Origin of the sequence: Brevundimonas aurantiaca, assembly GCF_904830995.1 — a bacterium.
In the GTDB taxonomy this organism is placed as follows: Bacteria; Pseudomonadota; Alphaproteobacteria; order Caulobacterales; family Caulobacteraceae; genus Brevundimonas; species Brevundimonas aurantiaca.
Window position 1 is genome coordinate 1,070,993 of record NZ_CAJGVD010000001.1, and the last position, 17,192, is coordinate 1,088,184.

General features: G+C 67.6%; 20 protein-coding genes. 10 read left to right on the forward strand and 10 right to left on the reverse strand.

What is annotated here, in order from left to right:
• The first annotated feature begins 184 nt into the window (after window positions 1-184).
• Together JMT67_RS05315 and JMT67_RS05320 are read left to right on the forward strand one after the other, a co-directional pair.
• Entirely contained in the window at window positions 185-1,822 is a 1,638-nt protein-coding gene (locus JMT67_RS05315) for a serine hydrolase (protein WP_201462882.1), read from the forward strand.
• A gap of 87 nt (window positions 1,823-1,909) precedes the next feature.
• A complete protein-coding gene (locus JMT67_RS05320) occupies window positions 1,910-2,395 on the forward strand; it encodes a hypothetical protein (protein WP_191559000.1) in 486 nt (161 codons plus the stop codon).
• Window positions 2,396-2,426: 31 nt separating this feature from the next.
• Here the strand turns inward: JMT67_RS05320 and JMT67_RS05325 are convergent, their stop codons facing one another.
• The 3 genes from JMT67_RS05325 to JMT67_RS05335 all read right to left on the reverse strand — a co-directional run bounded on the left by JMT67_RS05325 (window position 2,427) and on the right by JMT67_RS05335 (window position 4,990).
• The gene (locus tag JMT67_RS05325; RefSeq protein WP_201462883.1) at window positions 2,427-3,173 is read right to left on the reverse strand and encodes a DUF4893 domain-containing protein; all 747 of its coding nucleotides are present in this window, start codon (window positions 3,171-3,173) and stop codon (window positions 2,427-2,429) included.
• Window positions 3,174-3,224: 51 nt separating this feature from the next.
• A complete protein-coding gene (locus JMT67_RS05330) occupies window positions 3,225-3,767 on the reverse strand; it encodes a DUF4893 domain-containing protein (protein ID WP_224760981.1) in 543 nt (180 codons plus the stop codon).
• Between the two features lie 287 nt (window positions 3,768-4,054).
• Window positions 4,055-4,990 (reverse strand): DUF4167 domain-containing protein, encoded by a 936-nt coding sequence (locus tag JMT67_RS05335; protein WP_201462884.1) that lies wholly within the window; start codon window positions 4,988-4,990, stop codon window positions 4,055-4,057.
• 339 nt (window positions 4,991-5,329) lie between these two features.
• Here JMT67_RS05335 and JMT67_RS05340 point away from each other — a divergent pair, with 339 nt between their 5' ends.
• Complete coding sequence (locus tag JMT67_RS05340) at window positions 5,330-6,580, forward strand: NAD-dependent epimerase/dehydratase family protein (RefSeq protein WP_233455806.1); 1,251 nt, start codon at window positions 5,330-5,332, stop codon at window positions 6,578-6,580.
• 8 nt (window positions 6,581-6,588) lie between these two features.
• Window positions 6,589-7,482, forward strand: a complete 894-nt coding sequence (locus JMT67_RS05345) for an SDR family oxidoreductase (RefSeq protein ID WP_183214809.1) — start codon at window positions 6,589-6,591, stop codon at window positions 7,480-7,482.
• Between the two features lie 9 nt (window positions 7,483-7,491).
• Here the strand turns inward: JMT67_RS05345 and JMT67_RS05350 are convergent, their stop codons facing one another.
• From JMT67_RS05350 to JMT67_RS05360, 3 genes are all read right to left on the reverse strand, one after another.
• Window positions 7,492-7,920: a J domain-containing protein gene (locus JMT67_RS05350; RefSeq protein ID WP_082382722.1), complete on the reverse strand. Its 429-nt coding sequence runs from the start codon at window positions 7,918-7,920 to the stop codon at window positions 7,492-7,494.
• Window positions 7,921-7,936: 16 nt separating this feature from the next.
• Window positions 7,937-8,773, reverse strand: coding sequence for a division plane positioning ATPase MipZ (locus JMT67_RS05355; RefSeq protein ID WP_054766206.1), 837 nt, complete (start codon window positions 8,771-8,773; stop codon window positions 7,937-7,939).
• Between the two features lie 143 nt (window positions 8,774-8,916).
• On the reverse strand, window positions 8,917-9,417 hold the full coding sequence (locus JMT67_RS05360; RefSeq protein WP_201462885.1) for an SPOR domain-containing protein: 501 nt from the start codon (window positions 9,415-9,417) through the stop codon (window positions 8,917-8,919).
• Between the two features lie 291 nt (window positions 9,418-9,708).
• Between JMT67_RS05360 and panC the strand changes: the two genes are divergently transcribed.
• Window positions 9,709-10,569, forward strand: a complete 861-nt coding sequence (panC, locus tag JMT67_RS05365) for a pantoate--beta-alanine ligase (RefSeq protein WP_182714817.1) — start codon at window positions 9,709-9,711, stop codon at window positions 10,567-10,569.
• A 104-nt stretch (window positions 10,570-10,673) separates the two neighbouring features.
• Here the strand turns inward: panC and JMT67_RS05370 are convergent, their stop codons facing one another.
• Window positions 10,674-11,429: a hypothetical protein gene (locus JMT67_RS05370; protein ID WP_183214812.1), complete on the reverse strand. Its 756-nt coding sequence runs from the start codon at window positions 11,427-11,429 to the stop codon at window positions 10,674-10,676.
• Window positions 11,430-11,537: 108 nt separating this feature from the next.
• On the opposite strand from JMT67_RS05370, the gene JMT67_RS05375 reads away from it, so the two are divergent.
• Window positions 11,538-12,143 (forward strand): LOG family protein, encoded by a 606-nt coding sequence (locus JMT67_RS05375; RefSeq protein ID WP_054766210.1) that lies wholly within the window; start codon window positions 11,538-11,540, stop codon window positions 12,141-12,143.
• A gap of 253 nt (window positions 12,144-12,396) precedes the next feature.
• Window positions 12,397-12,666, forward strand: a complete 270-nt coding sequence (locus tag JMT67_RS05380) for a CC_3452 family protein (RefSeq protein WP_233455807.1) — start codon at window positions 12,397-12,399, stop codon at window positions 12,664-12,666.
• Between the two features lie 17 nt (window positions 12,667-12,683).
• Here the strand turns inward: JMT67_RS05380 and gltX are convergent, their stop codons facing one another.
• From gltX to JMT67_RS05395, 3 genes are all read right to left on the reverse strand, one after another.
• Window positions 12,684-14,018, reverse strand: a complete 1,335-nt coding sequence (gene gltX, locus JMT67_RS05385; protein ID WP_201462886.1) for a glutamate--tRNA ligase — start codon at window positions 14,016-14,018, stop codon at window positions 12,684-12,686.
• Between the two features lie 77 nt (window positions 14,019-14,095).
• On the reverse strand, window positions 14,096-14,530 hold the full coding sequence (dksA, locus tag JMT67_RS05390) for an RNA polymerase-binding protein DksA (protein WP_054766213.1): 435 nt from the start codon (window positions 14,528-14,530) through the stop codon (window positions 14,096-14,098).
• A 174-nt stretch (window positions 14,531-14,704) separates the two neighbouring features.
• Window positions 14,705-15,130 (reverse strand): flagellar assembly protein FliX, encoded by a 426-nt coding sequence (locus JMT67_RS05395; RefSeq protein WP_054766214.1) that lies wholly within the window; start codon window positions 15,128-15,130, stop codon window positions 14,705-14,707.
• Window positions 15,131-15,313: 183 nt separating this feature from the next.
• On the opposite strand from JMT67_RS05395, the gene JMT67_RS05400 reads away from it, so the two are divergent.
• Genes JMT67_RS05400 through JMT67_RS05410 form a run of 3 tightly spaced genes read left to right on the forward strand, consistent with a single transcriptional unit; the run spans window position 15,314 to window position 17,174 of the window.
• The gene (locus tag JMT67_RS05400) at window positions 15,314-16,426 is read left to right on the forward strand and encodes a flagellar basal body P-ring protein FlgI (RefSeq protein ID WP_054766215.1); all 1,113 of its coding nucleotides are present in this window, start codon (window positions 15,314-15,316) and stop codon (window positions 16,424-16,426) included.
• A 2-nt stretch (window positions 16,427-16,428) separates the two neighbouring features.
• Window positions 16,429-16,740 carry a rod-binding protein gene (locus JMT67_RS05405; RefSeq protein ID WP_054766216.1) on the forward strand — a complete coding sequence of 104 codons (312 nt, stop codon included), beginning with the start codon at window positions 16,429-16,431 and terminating at the stop codon, window positions 16,738-16,740.
• A complete protein-coding gene (locus JMT67_RS05410) occupies window positions 16,737-17,174 on the forward strand; it encodes a flagellar basal-body protein FlbY (protein WP_201462887.1) in 438 nt (145 codons plus the stop codon). The genes JMT67_RS05405 and JMT67_RS05410 overlap by 4 nt, the downstream gene beginning before the upstream one ends.
• The last annotated feature ends 18 nt before the right edge of the window (window positions 17,175-17,192 follow it).

Here is a 17,192-nt window from a genome sequence, read left to right on the forward strand (position 1 = left end):
AAGGTGCGGCGGACGGCTTCCGACGCTTATCGATAATCGTTGCGTATCGAGCCTGCTTTGCAATGCAAAGTTACATCTTGGACAGGTCCATTACACCTTCGTCATCCTTGCTCCGAAAGCGATGGGTGACGCGCGCGAAGCGGCGCGTTAGCGTATCGCCGCATCGAGAGTTGGAGCCCGCGCCTTGCCCCTGAACCTGACCCGTCGTCGCGCCCTGGCCGGCGCCCTCCCGCTGAGCCTCGCGGCCCGCCCGGCCCTGGCCTGGAACGCCGCCAACGACGATACGGCCCTGGCTGAGGCGATCGACGCCTATGTAAAAAAGGCGATGGCCGCTTGGCCCGACCAGCCCGCATTGGGAATCGCCGTGGTCAAGGACGGCGCCGCCGTGCTGACCCGCGGCTATGGGGTGAAGGTTCAGGGCAAGCCGGCCGTCGCCGATGAACACACCCTGTTCGCCATCGCCTCCAACACCAAGAACGTCACCGCCGCCGCCCTGGCCATTCTGGTCGATGAGGGCAAGGTCAAATGGGACGCGCCGATCAAGACCTATCTGCCCGATTTCCGGCTGGTCGATCCTTACATCACCGACCACATCACGGTTCGCGACACCTTGAGCCACCGCGCCGGTTTCGGCCTGGGCGCCGGCGATCTGCTGTTCTGGCCCAACAGCGACCGGACCCGCGCCGAGGTCTTGGCCCAGGCCGCCTTCGTGCCGATCGAGGACGGGTTCCGCGCTCGCTACCATTATTGCAATCTGATGTTCGTGGTCGCGGGGGCGGTGATCGAGGCCGTCTCGGGCCAGACCTGGGAAGACTTCATCCAGACGCGGATTCTGGACCGCGTCGGCATGAGCGAGACCGTGCCCCTGGCGCGCCTGGCTGACCCGGCCAAGTCCGCCCTGCCCCACGGCCGGGTCGGGCCGCCGCTGCGCTATCAGGGCGCCATGACTCCGATCGCGGATTCGATCGTGGAGGTCTGGAATTGGGACTCGGCCGCCGCAGCCGGCGGAATCTGCACCACCCCGGCCGACTGGGCCAAATGGATCGCAGTGCGCCTGAACGACGGGCGGCTGCCCGACGGGACGCGCCTGTTCTCCGAAGAGTCCGCCAGGGAAATGTATCGCCCCAACATCATCGTCGGCAACTCGCCGGGCCCGACGGCGGAATTGCCCAACCGCTCCATCGCCTCGACCTACGCCTTGGGCCTGCAGGTTCAGGACTATCGCGGCGAACGGCTGATCAGCCACGGCGGCGGATCGCCCGGCGGCATTTCCGCGACCGTTCTGATCCCCGGCCGCAAGGTTGGGTTCAGCATCTTCTCCAACGCGGAAGAGAGCTTCCTGCTGCGGGCTCTTCGCTCAGGCATCGCCGACATCTGCATGGGCAAGATCGACAAGGACTGGATCGCCGATTCCAAGCGACTGGAGGCCGAGGGCAACGCCAAGTCCGTCGCGGCCGCCGCCGAGATCGACGCCAAACAGGCGGCGGGCGCGCCGCCCTCCATGCCTCTGGACGCCTATGCCGGAACTTGGCGGGATCCCTGGTATGGCGACATCGTCATCGCGCCCAAGACCCGAGGGCGGGGGCGCGACCGCAAGCCGGGCTTGTGGCTGACCTTCACCCACACCCCGGCCCTGCAAGGCTGGTTAGAACCCTATGACGGCGAGACCTTCCGCACCCGCTTCCCGGACAAGCGGGAGGAAGACGCCTTTGTGACTTTCGACATCCAGACCGCCAAACCCGCCACGGCGACGATGAAGGGCGTCTCGCCGGACATCGACTTCTCCTACGATTACCAGGATTTGAGACTGACGCGGATTTGAACGTTCGGCCTGTGACCTAGGCGCGCAAGGGCGGAACGCCTAGAACCAGCAAACGCTGTCCTTCCATCAACCCAAAGGAGGACAGCCATGTCGAATTCAGAAACGCCCCGCGCGCTAGACCGCGAAGAAGCGGACATGGTCCGGCAAAGCCAGGCCCTGGACGAGCGGTCGCCGGCAGAACTGCGGGAATTGATCGGTCGGCTTCGGGCGCGCCGAGACAAGGCGCAGCGCCAAATCCGCACCCGCGCCCGTTCGGCTCAAGCGCGAGGCGAAACCGCCGGGGCCGACACCGGCGCGCGGGAGAAGAAGGCGCTGCTGACGGAGGCGATCGCGCGCGTCGCCGAAGCGATGGACGCCCGTCGGAGCGAGGGCGACGGAGAGACCAAGAGGGCGACCGACAATCTTCGCGACGCAGTCCGGCGCAAGGCTGAGAACCCGACTTGGACCGGCCCCGAGGACCGCACGGCGGATCAAGGACCGATCGAAACTCCAAACACCAAGATCGCCCCCTCGGGCGCCCTGCACGCCGAGGGCATGCGGGCCGCTATTTCGCGCTCGACCGGTAATCGTTGACCCCAGAGACCTGAAGCCCCGCCTGCGGACTTCAGGTCCTGATTTCCAGCAGCTCCAGCTTGGCTTCCTGCTTCGGCCAAGGGAGGACAAGCCGCCAGCGGCTCTGGCCGATTCGCTCCAGAACGCCCACCTGATCGCGTTCCGGACGATCGCCATAGGCGGGAAAGCCGGTCTCGGCGTCGCTGAGGGCCTGGGCGCCGATATAGACGAGGCGACGATCCATGTCGGGATAGAGCAGGCCCTGAGTCCGCTGCGACCCCGTCGTCTTGGTCAGAACCAGATCCCCGCCGGGGGTCGTCTCCACCGAACAGGCGAACCAGGGATAGTCGACATAGGCCAGACCGGTTCCCTCCCCGCGCCGCCCCAGCTTGATCGTGCGGCACCGATAGGTTCCAGGCGGCGGTTGGAGGCGGTCCGGCAAGGCGGCGTTGGGGTCGACCAATGGCCCCAGGGCCTCGACCTCAGAGGCGAAGCCGGCGGCCTCGGCCTCGGCGCGGGCCATACGCCAGGCCTGGTCCAACCGACCGAGCAGGCTGGCGTCGGCCGCCGAGGCGACCTGACGCCAATCGTCGCTTCCGCCTTGAAGCCCGCCTTGAGCTGCGGAAGGTGCGGCTGCGGCGGCGGCTGTCGCGGGCGGCGCGACGCGCGGGGGGACGCCTTTGGCGGGCGCGCTGACGGCCGGCGAGGTTTCGGCGCGGCTGCCCGGACTGTTCTCACCGCAGGCGGACACCGCCAAGCCGAGAAGCAAGGGCGCAAAGAAGGTCGGGGTGCGGCGCATGATCGGCGTCTCCATCGGTTCAGGAGACGAACGGTCAAGCCGCCGCGCGGTTCAGTCGGTCTTGGCCGGAACCAGTTCGATCAGGTCCAGGTTCGACTCATACTGCGGCCACGGCAGCACCAGACGCCAGCGCGCCTCGCCGATCCGTTCCAGAACGGCGACCAGATCGCGATCACTGTTGCGGCCATAGGAGTTGGCGGCCGGTTCCTGGGCCAGGGCCATGGACCCCAGCAACAGCATGTGCCGGTCGTTCTCGGGGAACAGCAGGCCCGAAGGCCTTTGAGAGCCGGTCAATTTGGTGAACTTCAGGCCGCGCGGCGTCTGTTCGATGCGACAGGCGAACCAGCCGTAAACCACATAGCCCAGTCCGTCCTCGCCGCCCTGGGAGCCCAGTTTCACGGTGCGGCAGCGGTAGTCGCCGGTCGGCGGGGTCACGCCGGGGCGTGCGGCGGACGGATCGATCAGATCGCCCAGACTGTTCAAATCGCCCGAACCGCGCTGGCGTCGCGCCTGTTGCAGGGCCAGATCCCAGGCGGCGTCACGACGCTGATAGCGATCCCGATCGGTCGAGGTGATGACGCCGCGCCAGTCCATCAGAACCCGCCCGTTACGGAAGAAGGCGGCGGCGGGGGCGGAGGCGGCGGCGGGGTGGAGGCGCAGGCCGCCAGAGCGAGAAGGCCCGCCAGAGCCAGACCGCCCTTCGGCCCGGCCCCTGAGGCCAGGCGTCTAAGCGAGGGACAAGGCGGACGTATCTGGCGCATCAACGCTTCCCTGTGAAAAGGCGTCCGAGGGGACGGACCTTGCGGCGAAGTCGGTCTTTTAGGCCCTTGGTCGGCGGCCCGCGTCAAGACCGCAGCCGCAGATCACGGCTTGGCGGGGGATCAGCCTTCGCTCTCGGCCGCAGCCTCGGCCTTGCGGCGGGGCGCGCGGCGGCGCGGGGCCGGCTCGCCCTCCTCGACCGTCGGAGCGGCGGCGGACGAGCGGGTCAGAAAGCCGGGCAGAGCCGTCGGAGTCTCATCATCGCCCGTTTCGGCTGCAACGGTGGGACGGCGCGACCGGCGCGCCGGCCGCTCGTCCGGCTGAGGGACTTCGCTCTGATCCGAGACCGGAGCCGCCGACTCGGTCTGGGCCGCGGCGGCGGCGTCATCGGCGACCGCTTCGATCGGGCGGCCCTCGCCCGACTGGCCTTCGCCCTGGGTGTCGAATCGGCGCTGACGCTCCTCGCGACGCCGCTCCCAGCGCTCACGGCGGGTTTCACGGCGACCGCCGCCTTCGCCCTCAGCGCGCATCTCGCCGTCGTCACGCGACGACTGGCCGTCGCGGTCGCGGTTCTGGTCGCGGTCGCGATTGTAGTCGCGCTCCCGGTTTTGATCCCGGTTCTGGTCGCGGTTTTGGGACTGCTCCGCGCGCTCCGCCGCTTCCTGAGCCTGGCGATCCGCCGCCTGCTGCGCCGCCATGAAGGCTGCGGCCTGAGCGCCGGATTCGTCTTCGAAATCGATGTCGAAGCCCTGGTTCGACAGTTCGCGCGCGGCGATGTCGGAGAAGGAGCGTTGGGGCTGAAGCGCGCGCAGAACCCGGTAATAGTGTTCGGCGTGCTGTTGGTAGTTCTCGGCCAGCACCCGGTCGCCGCTGGACGCCGCGTCACGGGCCAGCTGCTGATAGCGCTCATAAACGGTCTGGGCGTTGCCGCGGACCTTGATGTTTTCGGGGCCTTGCGAATCCCACGAACGATTCGGATTGGCGTTGTTGGCGTTATTGGCGCCCGCCTTGTTCCGATTGCGTCCGCGCTGACGCTTCATGCCCTTGAAATCTCTCATTCGCGCTACCGTGTGCAGGGATGGAGCCAAGCCGTCGGGCCGGGTCCGTCCGTTTCGTGGTTCCGTTTCGCTCGGGGCCGATCCCCGATTGTCGATCTGTCGGAATGCCTTGTCGCCCGCATGGTGCGCCGGCCCTGTGGGGACCGACCGTCATGGCCGGCTCAAGCCGCGAACAGCCGGGCGAAAACCCGTAAAGCTGCGTTTGAGTGGGAGACGAGAGAGACTTAGCGTGTGCGCCGTCCCTTTCCAAGGGGTTTTCGACAAAGCGTCGCACCTTGGGCCACGGCTCCGCTTTGCCGACAGCCCTCGGGTGGGCTAGGCAGGCTCTTTAAGGCGACGATGAGGCTTTCTCCCATGCGGGTTCTGGTTCTAGGCGGCGACGGCTTCTGCGGCTGGCCGACGGCCCTGCATCTCTCGGCCCAGGGCTGGGACGTGACCATCGTCGACAATCTGAGCCGGCGGAATATCGACAATGAGCTGGAGGTCCAGTCGCTGACGCCGATCCGCACCATGGGCGAGCGGATCAAGGCCTGGAAAGAGGTGTCGGGCCGCGACATCGGCTTCGTCAACATGACTGTGGGCAAGGAGTTCGACCGTCTGGTGGCCCTGATCCGCGACCTGACGCCCGACAGCGTGGTCCATTTCGCCGAACAGCGCGCCGCCCCCTATTCGATGAAGTCGGCGCGGCACAAGCTGTACACCGTCGACAACAACATCAACGCGACCAACCACCTGCTGGCCGCCATCGTCGAAAGCGGGCTTGACGTGCATCTGGCCCACCTGGGCACCATGGGGGTCTATGGCTACGGCACTGCGGGCCTGCGCATCCCCGAGGGCTATCTGAAGGTGACGGTCGAGACCGACAACGGCCCGGCCGAGCAGGAGATTCTGTTCCCGCCGAACCCCGGCAGCATCTATCACATGACCAAGACTCAGGACGCCCTGCTGTTCCAGTTCTACGCCCGCAACGACGGCCTGCGGATCACAGACCTGCATCAGGGCATCGTCTGGGGCGCCCAAACGGCCGAGACCAGGCTGGACGAACGTCTGATCAATCGCTTCGACTACGACGGCGACTACGGCACGGTGCTGAACCGGTTCCTGATGCAGGCGGCGGTCGGCTATCCGCTGACCGTGCACGGATCGGGCGGCCAGACCCGGGCCTTCATCCACATTCAGGACACGGTGCGCTGCGTCGAACTGGCGCTGAACAATCCGCCCAAGCGCGGCGATCGGGTCAAGATCCTGAACCAGATGACCGAGAGTCGGCGTGTGCGCGACCTGGCCCGGATGGTCGCCGACATGACCGGCGCCGAAGTCCACAATGTGCCCAACCCCCGCCAAGAGGCCGACGAAAACGATCTGGTCGTCGCCAACGACCAGTTCCGGGAACTGGGGCTGAAGCCGATCACCTTGGCTGAAGGCCTGATGCAGGACGTCACAGAGATCGCCCGGCGCTACGCCGATCGCGCCGATCTGAACCGCATCCCTTGCGTTTCGGCCTGGAACCAACGCCGCGCCAAGGCGCTGGAAAGCCAAGCGCGGCCGTGCGCGAGTTCGCCCGGTTCGCCCAACATTCTGACCGCCTGAGCCTGCCGATGAACCGCCCCGTCACCGCCCCCTCCCTGCTGGTCTTCGGCGGCGGCTACCTGGGGCGGGCGGCGGCGCGCGAAGCCTTGAAGCGGGGCGGTCAGGCGACAGCCACCTCTCGCGATCCTGAACGCCGGCGTTCCCTCGCGGCGGAGGGTGTTTCGGCCATCGACCCTGCGGACGCCGACGCCCTCAGGACCGCGCTGGAGTCGGCGACGGCCGTGCTGATCACAGCGGCGCCGGACGCCCACGGCTGTCCGGGCCTGCGCGCCCTGGCGCCCGTCGCTTCCCAGGCTTGGCCGGATTGGATCGGCTATGTGTCATCAACCAGCGTCTATGGCGACCGAGCCGGCGGCTGGGTGTTCGAGGACGGGCCGCTGAACGCCGCCAGCCTGGAGGGCGCCCGTCGAGTGCGGGCCGAACGCGACTGGCTGGACGGGGCGCAGGGCATGGGGCTGACAGTCCAGATTTTCCGTCTGCCCGGTTTTTACGGCCCCGGTCGCAGCGTCATCGATCGGCTGAGAGACGGCACGGCGAGACTCGTTCGGAAGCCGGGCCAGGTGTTCAACCGCATCCATGTCGATGACGTGGTGTCGGCCTTGTTCGCCTCCATGGACCGGCCCAGGCCCGGCGCCGCCTATAATCTGACCGACGATGAGCCCTCGCCCGCCAACATGGTGGTGGAATGGGCGGCCGACCGGATGGGCCTGCCCCGTCCGCCGGAAGTCGATTGGACCGATGACAGCGTCAGCGAGGCGATGCGCCGCTTCTATCTCGATTCCAAGCGGGTCTCGAACGCCCTGGCCAAGGCCGAACTGGACTGGCGACCGGCCTATCCCAGTTGGCGGGAAGGCCTGGAGGCCTTGCTGGACGCGCCGCCGCCGCTTCGCCTGGTCAGCTGATCGCGCGTCTCAAGCGCCTCTGTTCTTCTTCAGGAGGCGGTCCCGCGCCGCATTGACTCGGATCGCCAACCCGGCCGTGCCGCCTTGGTCGGGATGGACGCGGCTCATGGCGTGTTTCCAAGCCGCGCGAATCTGCGCCTCGTCCGCGTCCGGAGGGACGCCGAGCACTGCGCGCGCCTCGGCCTCGGTGATCGGCTCGGAACGTACGGGCGTCCGCATCCGCGACGACCAGACCAGATAGAGGCCCGCCGCCGCGAGGCCTGCGCCCCACAGCCAAGCGCCCCTGAAGGCCGCCAAAGCCCCGCCGGCCAGAAGCGCAGACGCGAGCAGGGTCGCCGTCACCCGCCAATGGGCCCGACCACGTCTTTCCGTCTGTCGTCCCAGTCGCACCAGGGCCCAGACGGCGACGGCCGCCAGGGCCAGCCCAATCAGAGCCACGCGGTCATCCGACCTTTCAGGCCGCCACGTCCAGCGGCGCCAGGGCCTGTTCCAGACCCATGGCCTTCATCAGATTGCGCAGCTCCTGGCGGGCCGCGACGTGGGCCAGGGACACCGCCACCGGCCGCACCTCGTTCGACAGGTCCGCAACCGTCAGGCCGAAGGGGAACAGCTCGCGATAGATGACCCGATCACGCAAGCCCGGCCCGACGCGGAAGCCGACCCGCTTGGCCAGCTTGTTCATCCGCTCTTCCAGTCGCTTGCGGTTGCGCGCCTCGGCGACGGCGAGACGGTTCGTCACGACCAGCCAGTCGATGGTCGCTTGCCGGCCCTGGGTGATCGCCCGGACCTTGCGGGCCTCCCAGACGCTTTCGGAATAGATGGAGGGCTTCAGCAGCTCCAGCGAGACTGGGTCCACCTCGCCCAGCAGGTCGAAGTCGACAAAACTGTCGTTCATGGGGGTCACGATCTGATCGGCGCGCGCATGGGCGGCGCTGGACACCGCCGTGTCGCCGCCGGGGGTGTCGATCAATATGGCGTCCACGCCTGCGGCCGCAGCCTCGGCGAAGGCCTTTTCGAAGGCCGCGATCTGCTCATCTGTCCCGCCCTTGGCCAAGGCCTTGCCGTCGCCCATGTCGGGCATGAACGGCTGGGGCAGCGTTTGGCCGTTCGCGGCCAGCCAAGCCTGACGGTTGGTGAAGAAGCGCTGCATGGAGCGCTGGCGCAGATCCAGATCGATGATCGCCACCGTCCGCCCCGCATGCAGCAGGCCGGTGACGATGTGGATCGCCAGGGTGGACTTGCCCGCCCCGCCCTTCTCATTGCCGAGGACGATCACGTGTGGCTGCGTCATGGAGGAAACCCTCTGTGGCGGCCGACGCGACTCAGTGCAGCGCGGCCTTCGGACGCCTTAGACTCGGCGCACAGAGGCCAAACGTCAACGCGGCGTTAACGGCCATCTGTGGACTTTGCTCTGGTGGAAGGGACGCCCGCCGGTCAGCCGGCGCGACGGCACCAGGGATCGGCCACCTGGGCGGCCGCGCACAGGGCGCTGGCGGTCTCGGTTGGAATAGGCCCAACCCGCAGCCGGGTCAGACGACGACCGGCGACCTCGACGTCCTCGAATCGCGGCGAAAAGTCGGACAGATCCGCCTGGGTTCTCAGCCGCGCCCAGGCGGCCCGCGCCGCAGCTTCGCTGGAAAAGGCGCCCAGCTGGATCAGTCGGCCCTCCGCCGACGAGGTCGGCCGCGGCTCCGACCGGATGACGGCGGGGCGCAGAACCGGCCTGTCGGCACGATCGACCGCCTCGACAAGCGCAGGAGCGGCGGCGCGCATGGCGGGCTGGCCGGCCGGTTGGACCATCCGCGTCCCCGCCCCCCTTAGACCGGGCTCCCGGTCAGGCTCGGGTTCCGTCCGCCTTTCGTCAGCGCCCAGCCGCCCCGCCATGGCGTCGCGGGCGTCCCACATCTCATAGGGCGTCATCAGGGCGATTTTCACGGGCGAGAATTTTGCAGGCCGCAAACCCTGAGTTTCGGCGCGAGTTTTTTGCGCAGCTGCGGGCCTGGGGGCGTCCGGGTCCATCGGAATCTCGATCGCAGCGATCCGATCGGCGGCGGACTGGAAGGAATGACGGTCGCCCTCGACGGCCCCGCACCCGGCAAGCCCGAGGGTGAGGGCGATCAGAACTGGACGGGTCGCTGCTGCTGGCGTCATAAGCACCACCCTAGTGGCCAGGGCTTGAGGTCTGGTGCATCGACACGCTTAAGGCACAAGGTTAACCGGTTCACCATGACCCAGCCCGCTTCGCTCCTCGTCGTTCGTTCCGTCGCGGAACTGCGCGCCGCGGTACGCGACTGGAAGAGACAAGGCCTGACGGTGGGCCTGGTTCCGACCATGGGCGCCCTGCATGACGGCCATCTGGCCCTGGTGCGCGAAGCCGTTCAGCGCGCCGATCGAGTGGTGGTCTCCAACTTCGTCAATCCGACCCAGTTCGCCCCGACCGAGGATCTGGCCCGCTATCCACGCCAGCAGGCGGAGGATGCGCGGCTGTTGTCCGGCGTCGGCTGCCCTCTGATGTTCGCGCCCGCGCCAGAGGACATGTACCCCGAAGGCTTCGCCACCAGCATCGCCGTGACGGGTCCGGCGATGGGCCTGGAAGGCGATTTCAGGCCTCAGATGTTCGGCGGGGTCGCCCTGGTGGTGACCAAGCTGTTCAACCAGGTTCAGCCGGACTTGGCCGTGTTCGGCGAGAAGGACTATCAGCAGCTGATGGTGATCCGGCGCTTCGTCCGCGACCTGGATCTGCCGATCGACATCGTCGCCGTTCCGACCCAGAGGGACGAGGCCGGCTTGGCCCTGTCGTCGCGAAACGCCTATTTGTCGCAAGACGAATTGGCCGTGGCCCGCCGGCTCAACCGCATCCTGGCGGCGGCGGCAGCCGATGCCGCGTCGGGGCGTCCCCTGCCCGGCGTCGAACGAGACGCCTATGCCGCCGTGCTGAAGGCCGGCTTTGAGCGCATCGACTATGTGGCGGTCCGGCGGGCCGAAGACCTGTCGGTCTTTCGCGACGGCGTGGTCGACGCCCCCGCGCGCATTCTCGCCGCCGCCTGGCTGGGCAAGACGCGGCTTATCGACAACCTGGCCGTCTGAAAAAAAGAGCCCGACGCAGGCGCCGGGCTTTGAATGGAAGTTCGGTGATGGTGTGTCCCAGAACGGGACAGATTCATCTGTCCGCCGCTTCGGTTAACGAAGTCCTAACCGCCGCGATCCGGCAGCCATGTGGTCTGACGACCGCTCGGTCCGGTCGGCCAGGTCAGCCGCCATCCGTCGCCGGCCCGTTGCGACTGAAAGTCCGCCTGAGAACCGACGCCGGGATAGTCGAACCGTTCGCCGTCCACGACGATCGACGCTGCACCCCCGTCGGGGGCCGTCGCACGCCAGCTGCCGCCGGTGCGGCTCAGGACCGGCGCCCGCCTTCCGTTGATCGTCACCTCCGGCGGCGGTCCGTTCGCGCGACCGGAGACGATCAGGACCGCGCCGTCGGAATCCACCGCATCCAACCGACCCCGGCCGTCCAGCCGGGTCGTGGGCTCTCCGGCCGCGATCAGGATGATCGGCCCCGCTCCGCCCTGCAGAAGCACCAAGGTCTCGGGCGAGGGCGCGGCGTCCTCCCCGATCTGCACCTCCGGCCTCAGCCGCATGTCGCCTGGCGTCAAGGGCGCCCGGAGTTCGAACCGGCCGGCGGCGTCTGCGCTGACCGCCACGGCCGCTCCGTCCCCCGCGCGAAGCACGACTCGGGCGTCGGGCGCCGCCGCGCCTCGAACCACCACCTGTCCCCCCTCGCGCCGAGCGGCGTCAACCGTCGGCGGCTGCGTCCAGGGCGATTCCACCGGGGCGCCCGGCTCGGACGCGACGGCGGCGTCCTTCTTTTCCGAACAGGCGCTCAAGGTCGGCGCCACAAGGACCAGAGCCGTCGATAGGGCCGCCTTGGCGACGATCCAGCGTTTCATCCTTGGTTCCGACACGATATGGCTGGCGCCCAGCGGCCGAGAGTCTGTTAGCTCGATCGCCGCCCGTTTGGCCATGGCCGACGGCGCATCCGTTCATTTCGAGGCCTCATGTCCCTGCCCCCTGTTTCGATCCAGCCTTTCGAAGGCCCCTCCGTCTGCCTGTTCTGCGGTTCATCCGACCGGGCCGATCCCGCCTATATCCAGGCCGCGCGAGACTTCGGCAGGGCGACGGCCGAGGCGGGGTGGCGTCTGGTCTACGGCGGCGGCGGAGTGGGTCTGATGGGCGCCTCGGCGCGCGGGGCCCATGAGGCGGGCGGACGCGTGCTGGGCATCATGCCGGCCTTCCTTCGCAGCCGGGAGCGCCTGTTCGACGAGGTCGAGACGGTCGTCGTGACCTCCATGCATGAACGCAAACAGCTGATGTACGACCAGTCTGACGCCTTCGTGGTCGCTCCGGGGGGCATCGGAACCCTGGAAGAGGTCGTCGAACTGCTGTCCTGGAAGCGGCTGGATCTCCATCAGAAGCCCGTGGTCTTCCTGAACCTAAACGGCTTCTGGAACGGCTTTTTCGATCTGATGCGTCACAGCGTCGACGAGGGGATGACGCCGGCCGACTTCCTGAACGCCTGGACGGTGGCGGACACGGTGGAGGCTGCGCTGGAGCAGATTCAGACGGATCCCATGGACGGGGCGCGTATCTATGATCGCCGATAGGTGATCGCCGATCACAATCGACGCCGCGCATCTTGACAGTTTTTATCGAAAACTGACATTGACGCCCGACGGCACGACGCCGTTCTTCAATTCGGAGAGTTTTCATGCGCGTCCTGCTGATCGCCGCCGCCGTTTTCGCCGCNGCGGCTGAACAAGGCGGCCCTGGTCGGCATGGGGGTGGCCTTTGTCGGCGTGGCCTGGATGACCCTGGACGCCCATGCGCTTCAGGACTGGAAGGCCATTCTGGTCGCCATTGCGGCGGGGGCCGCCCGGGGGGGGGGCGCGCGGGTGCCCCGGGCCACCCCCCCCGCCTCGCCCCGCGCGGCCGGCCCCCGCCCGCCCGACCATCATCGACGGCGCGCGCTGGTCCTGCGAGGGCTCGGCCTGCACCGCCTCGGGCGGCACGGAACAGCCTGCGACCCGCGCCTGCCGCCGCGTGGTGCAGAAGTTCGGCCCGGTGACGGCCTTCTCCTACAAGGGCAAGACGCTCAGCGCCGAAGAACTGGCCGCCTGCAACGCCTGATCCAGGCGTGAGGCGGCTTAGGCCGCCTCGCCTTTCAGGCGCCGCTGGATGGTTTCGCGACCGATCAGCGGCGCCAGGGCCGCCATGTCCGGTCCGTGCGCCTGGCCCGTCAGCGCCAGCCGCAAGGGCATGAACAGGGCCTTGCCCTTGGCGCCCGTCTCGGCCTTGACGGCGTTGGTCCAGGCGGACCAGGCCGTCTCATCAATGACCTCGGGCAACAGGCCGGCGGCGGTTTCGATGAAGGCTCCGTCCTCGATGACCGGCTGGATCGGCCCCCGCACGACCTTCGCCATTTCAACCACATCGGCGAACTTGTTCAGATTGCCCCGCACCACGGACCAGAAGGTCTCGCCTAGATCCGCGTCCAGAGCCTGCAGCCGGGGTTGAGCCGAAGCATAGTCCATGACGTGCAGCGCCTGGGCGTTCAGCCGGTCCAGATCGGCCGTGTCATACCGAGCCGGCGACCGGCCCATCTTGGTGAAGGCGAAGGTTTCGCCCAGGGCCTGAACCGATGCGGCGACCTCCAAGGGGTCGGAGGTGCCGATCCGGCCCAGATGGCTGGTGATGGCGATCGGCTCGTAACCCTGGTCGCGCATCTCGCTGATCGACAGGGAGCCCAATCGTTTCGACAAGGCCGCGCCGTCGGCGCCGACCAGCAGGGGCATGTGGGCGAAGCCGGGAACCGTCGCCCCCAGGGCTTCGAAAATCTCGATCTGGGCGCCGGTGTTGGTGACGTGATCCTCGCCCCGGATGATGTGGGTGATGGCCATGTCGATGTCGTCCACCACAGACGGCAGGGTGTAGAGGAACAGGCCGTCCTCGCGGATCAGAACCGGGTCGGACATGGAGGCGGTGTCGACCTCGGCGTGGCCGCGCGCGAGGTCTTCCCAAGCGACCCGCTTGCCCCCCAGCTTGAACCGCCAATGGGGACGACGGCCCTCGGCCTCATAGGCCGCCTTCTGCGCGTCGGTAAGGTCCAGCGCGGCGCGGTCGTAGATGGGGGGCAGGCCGCGCGACAGCTGCACCTTGCGACGGCGGTCCAGTTCGTCGGCCGTCTCATAGGCGGGATAGAGCCGGCCCGACGCCTTGAGCTTGGCGGCGGCCTCCTCATAGCGGTCGAAGCGCTTGGATTGATTATAGCGCTCGTCCCAGGTCAGCCCCAGCCAGGTCAGATCGTCCTCGATCCCCTGCTCGAACTCCGGCGTGGAGCGCGCCAGGTCGGTGTCGTCGATCCGCAGCACGAAGGATCCGCCCTGCCCTTTTGCGAACAGCCAGTTCACCAGGGCGGTGCGGACATTGCCGACGTGCAGCTTACCCGTCGGCGACGGGGCGAAACGAACCTTGACGGACATGAAGACCTAGACCTCAAAAGCGAGGCGGCTAGGTCGCGCCGCAACCCCGCGAAGTCAAGGCTTGGGTCCCTCGAACTTCAGTCGTCCCGGTGAACCCGCTCGCGGCGTTCGTGGCGCTCCTGCGCCTCGACCGACAGGGTCGCGGTGGGGCGAGCCTCCAGACGACCCAAGCCAATGGGTTCGCCGGTGTCCTCGCAATAGCCGTAGGAGCCGTCCTCGATCCGCCGCAGGGCGTCGTCGATCTTGGAGATCAGCTTGCGCTGCCGATCGCGGGTCCGCAATTCCAGGGCGCGATCCGACTCCGAAGAGGCGCGATCGACCAGATCGGGATGGTTTTCCGTCTCCGCCTTCAGGTTGACGACCGTCCCCTTGGACTCGCGAAGGATTTCATCCTTCCAGTCCAGCAGCTTCTTTTTGAAGTAAGCCAGTTGCCGCTCATTCATGAACGGCTCGTCGTCCGACGGGCGGTAAGGACCGGTTTCGTCGGACACAACGGACGCCAAGGCGCTCATCCCACTCACGCTCTCTAATCACGCCCCCCTGTGGCGTAGGGGCCGTATAGTCAGCCCGACGAGTCGCGGCAACGGCGTTCGCGATTCCGTGATCATGATTCCGTGAGCGCCTTGATGAAATAGGAACCCAGCTAAGGCCCCGTCCTCGATCTTGAAAAGCCGAAGCTTTTACGATCAAGCCTCGCCGCGACGCAGTTCGGCCTTGGCCAGTTCCACAGCGGCGCGCAGGTCGATCTGATCCAGCACGGCGTTCAACCCCGCATCCCCGCCATCGGGGCGCTCTTCGCGCAGATTGCGGGCCAGCCGTTCCAACAAGGCGGGATCGCCCTCGCCGGACAACAGAGCCAGTTTCATCTCGTCGAGCCGGTCCAAAAGCCCTGCGCCCCGCTTGATGGCGCGCCGACGTTTTTCCAGCGGCCCCTCCACGCCTTGGAGGGCCATCAGGGCCGAGACGTCGGCGACGCTCGTCGGTGCGGCGGCGGCTGAAGCGGCGGTGGGCGCGGACGCCCCACCGGCTTGACCGAGCGAAAAGCCGCTGGCCGAGCGGGCGGACTTGCCGCTGGTCGGGGCTTGGGGGCCCGTGGTCCCTGTGACCTTCATCCGCGCATGCTCCGGCTCATGATCACATCCTTGAGGAACGGAGTGACCGTTTGGTTAACAGCTGGGCAGAATCTGCCCTCACCATCCACCCGCAAGCCGCCACACCACCATATTTTCAACAGCTTAGATCACGGCACGATCCTGGCATAAGGCATCAGAAGAAGCCTCAGAGACGTCCGACCCATGCAGAATCTGCTCGCCCGCCTCGTCACGCCCTTGGCCGTCCTGGCCCTGGGCGTCAGCGCGTCCGCGGCCGCAGCCCAGTCGCGGATCAAGGACATCGCCGCCGTTGAAGGCGTTCGCGGCAACCAACTGGTCGGCTACGGCATGGTCATGGGTTTGAACGGCACCGGCGATTCGCTGCGCAACTGTCCCTTCACCCGGCAGTCGCTGGAAGGCATGACCGAGCGGCTCGGGGTCAATATCCGCGGGGCCAACGCCAACACCAAGAATATGGCCGCAGTCATGGTCACGGCCGAACTGCCGGCCTTCGCCACGCCGGGTTCGCGTATTGACGTCAACGTCTCCTCCATGTGCGACGCCAAGAGCCTGCTGGGCGGATCTCTGGTCGTGACCAGCCTTCAGGGCGCGGACGGCCAGGTCTATGCGGTGGCCCAGGGCTCGGTCCAGACGGGCGCCGTCTCGGCCTCCGGGGGATCAGGTTCTTCGGTGACGCGGGGGGTGCCGACGGCCGGCCGGATCGCCTCGGGCGCCTCCGTCGAGCGCGAGACCGGCTTCGAAATGGCCAATATGAATGAGGTCCGGCTGAATCTGCGCAATCCGGATTTCACCACCGCCCAGCGCGTCGCCGCCGCCGTCAACGCCGCATTCCCCGGCACGGCCCTGGCCGAGAACGGAACGGTCGTGGCCCTGCGGGCGCCCGGACAGATGGGCATGGCCGGCTTCATCAGCCGTGTGGAAAACCTGCCCGTCACCGTCGATTCACCCGCCAAGGTCATCATCGACGAGGTGAACGGCGTCATCGTCATGGGCGATGCGGTGCGGATCTCGCGCGTGGCCATCGCCCAGGGCAATCTGACCATCTCGGTCGATGAACAGCCCTTCGTCAGCCAGCCCGCCCCCTTCAGCCAGGGACAGACGGCGGTCGTGCCCAGCACCCAGGTCAATGTCGAGGAAGACCTGGGCACCCAGATGCGGCTGGTGGGCGGCGGAACCAGCCTGTCCACCCTGGTGAACGGCCTGAACGCCCTGGGGGTCAGCCCCAGGGACATGATCAGCATCCTGCAGGCGATCAAGGCGTCCGGCGCCTTGCAGGCCGAGATCGAGGTGATGTGAGCATGACGGACCTGTCCGCCCCCGCCGAACTGATCCGCCCCCTGCCCGCCGCTGCGACGGCCGCAGCCGGCGCGAGCCGCGAGAAGATCAAGGCCACGGCGGAAGCCTTCGAGGCCAGCTTCCTGTCTCAGATGCTGAAACCGATGTTCGAAGGCCTGTCGACCGACGGCCTGTTCGGCGGCGGTCAGGGCGAGGCGACTTGGCGCAGCTTTCTGCTGGACGAAATGGCCAAGAAGACCGTGGCCGCCGGCGGGATCGGCCTGGCCGGGCCGGTGATGAACGAAATGCTGAAGATGCAGGAGGCGCGGCCATGAGCGACGCTGAACTGGCCGGGGCGCGCGTGCGCCAACTGCTGGAACTGACGCGGCGCCTGACCGAGCGTTTGGCGGCCGAGACGCGCGCCTTCCAAGAGGGGCGCCCCCAGGAGGTCGCCAAGGGATTGGCCGAAACCCAGGAGATGGCCAACCTCTATCGCCGCGACTCCGCCCATGTGAAGGCCAACCCCGCCCTTCTGGCCGACGCGCCTTCGGCTGATTGGTCCGCTCTGATCGAGGCCACCCGCGCCTTCGACGCCGTCCTGGCCCGTCACGCCGGCGCTGTTGAGGCCGCCCGCCGTATTTCCGAAGGCCTGGTGCGGGCCATCGCCCATGAGGTCGCAGCCGCCCGAACGCCGGCCGCCGCCTATGCCGCCGATGGGCGGGCGGCCATGGGCGACGGACGCGCGGTGGCGTTCAACCGCAAGGCTTAAGCGACATTTTTTGAATTC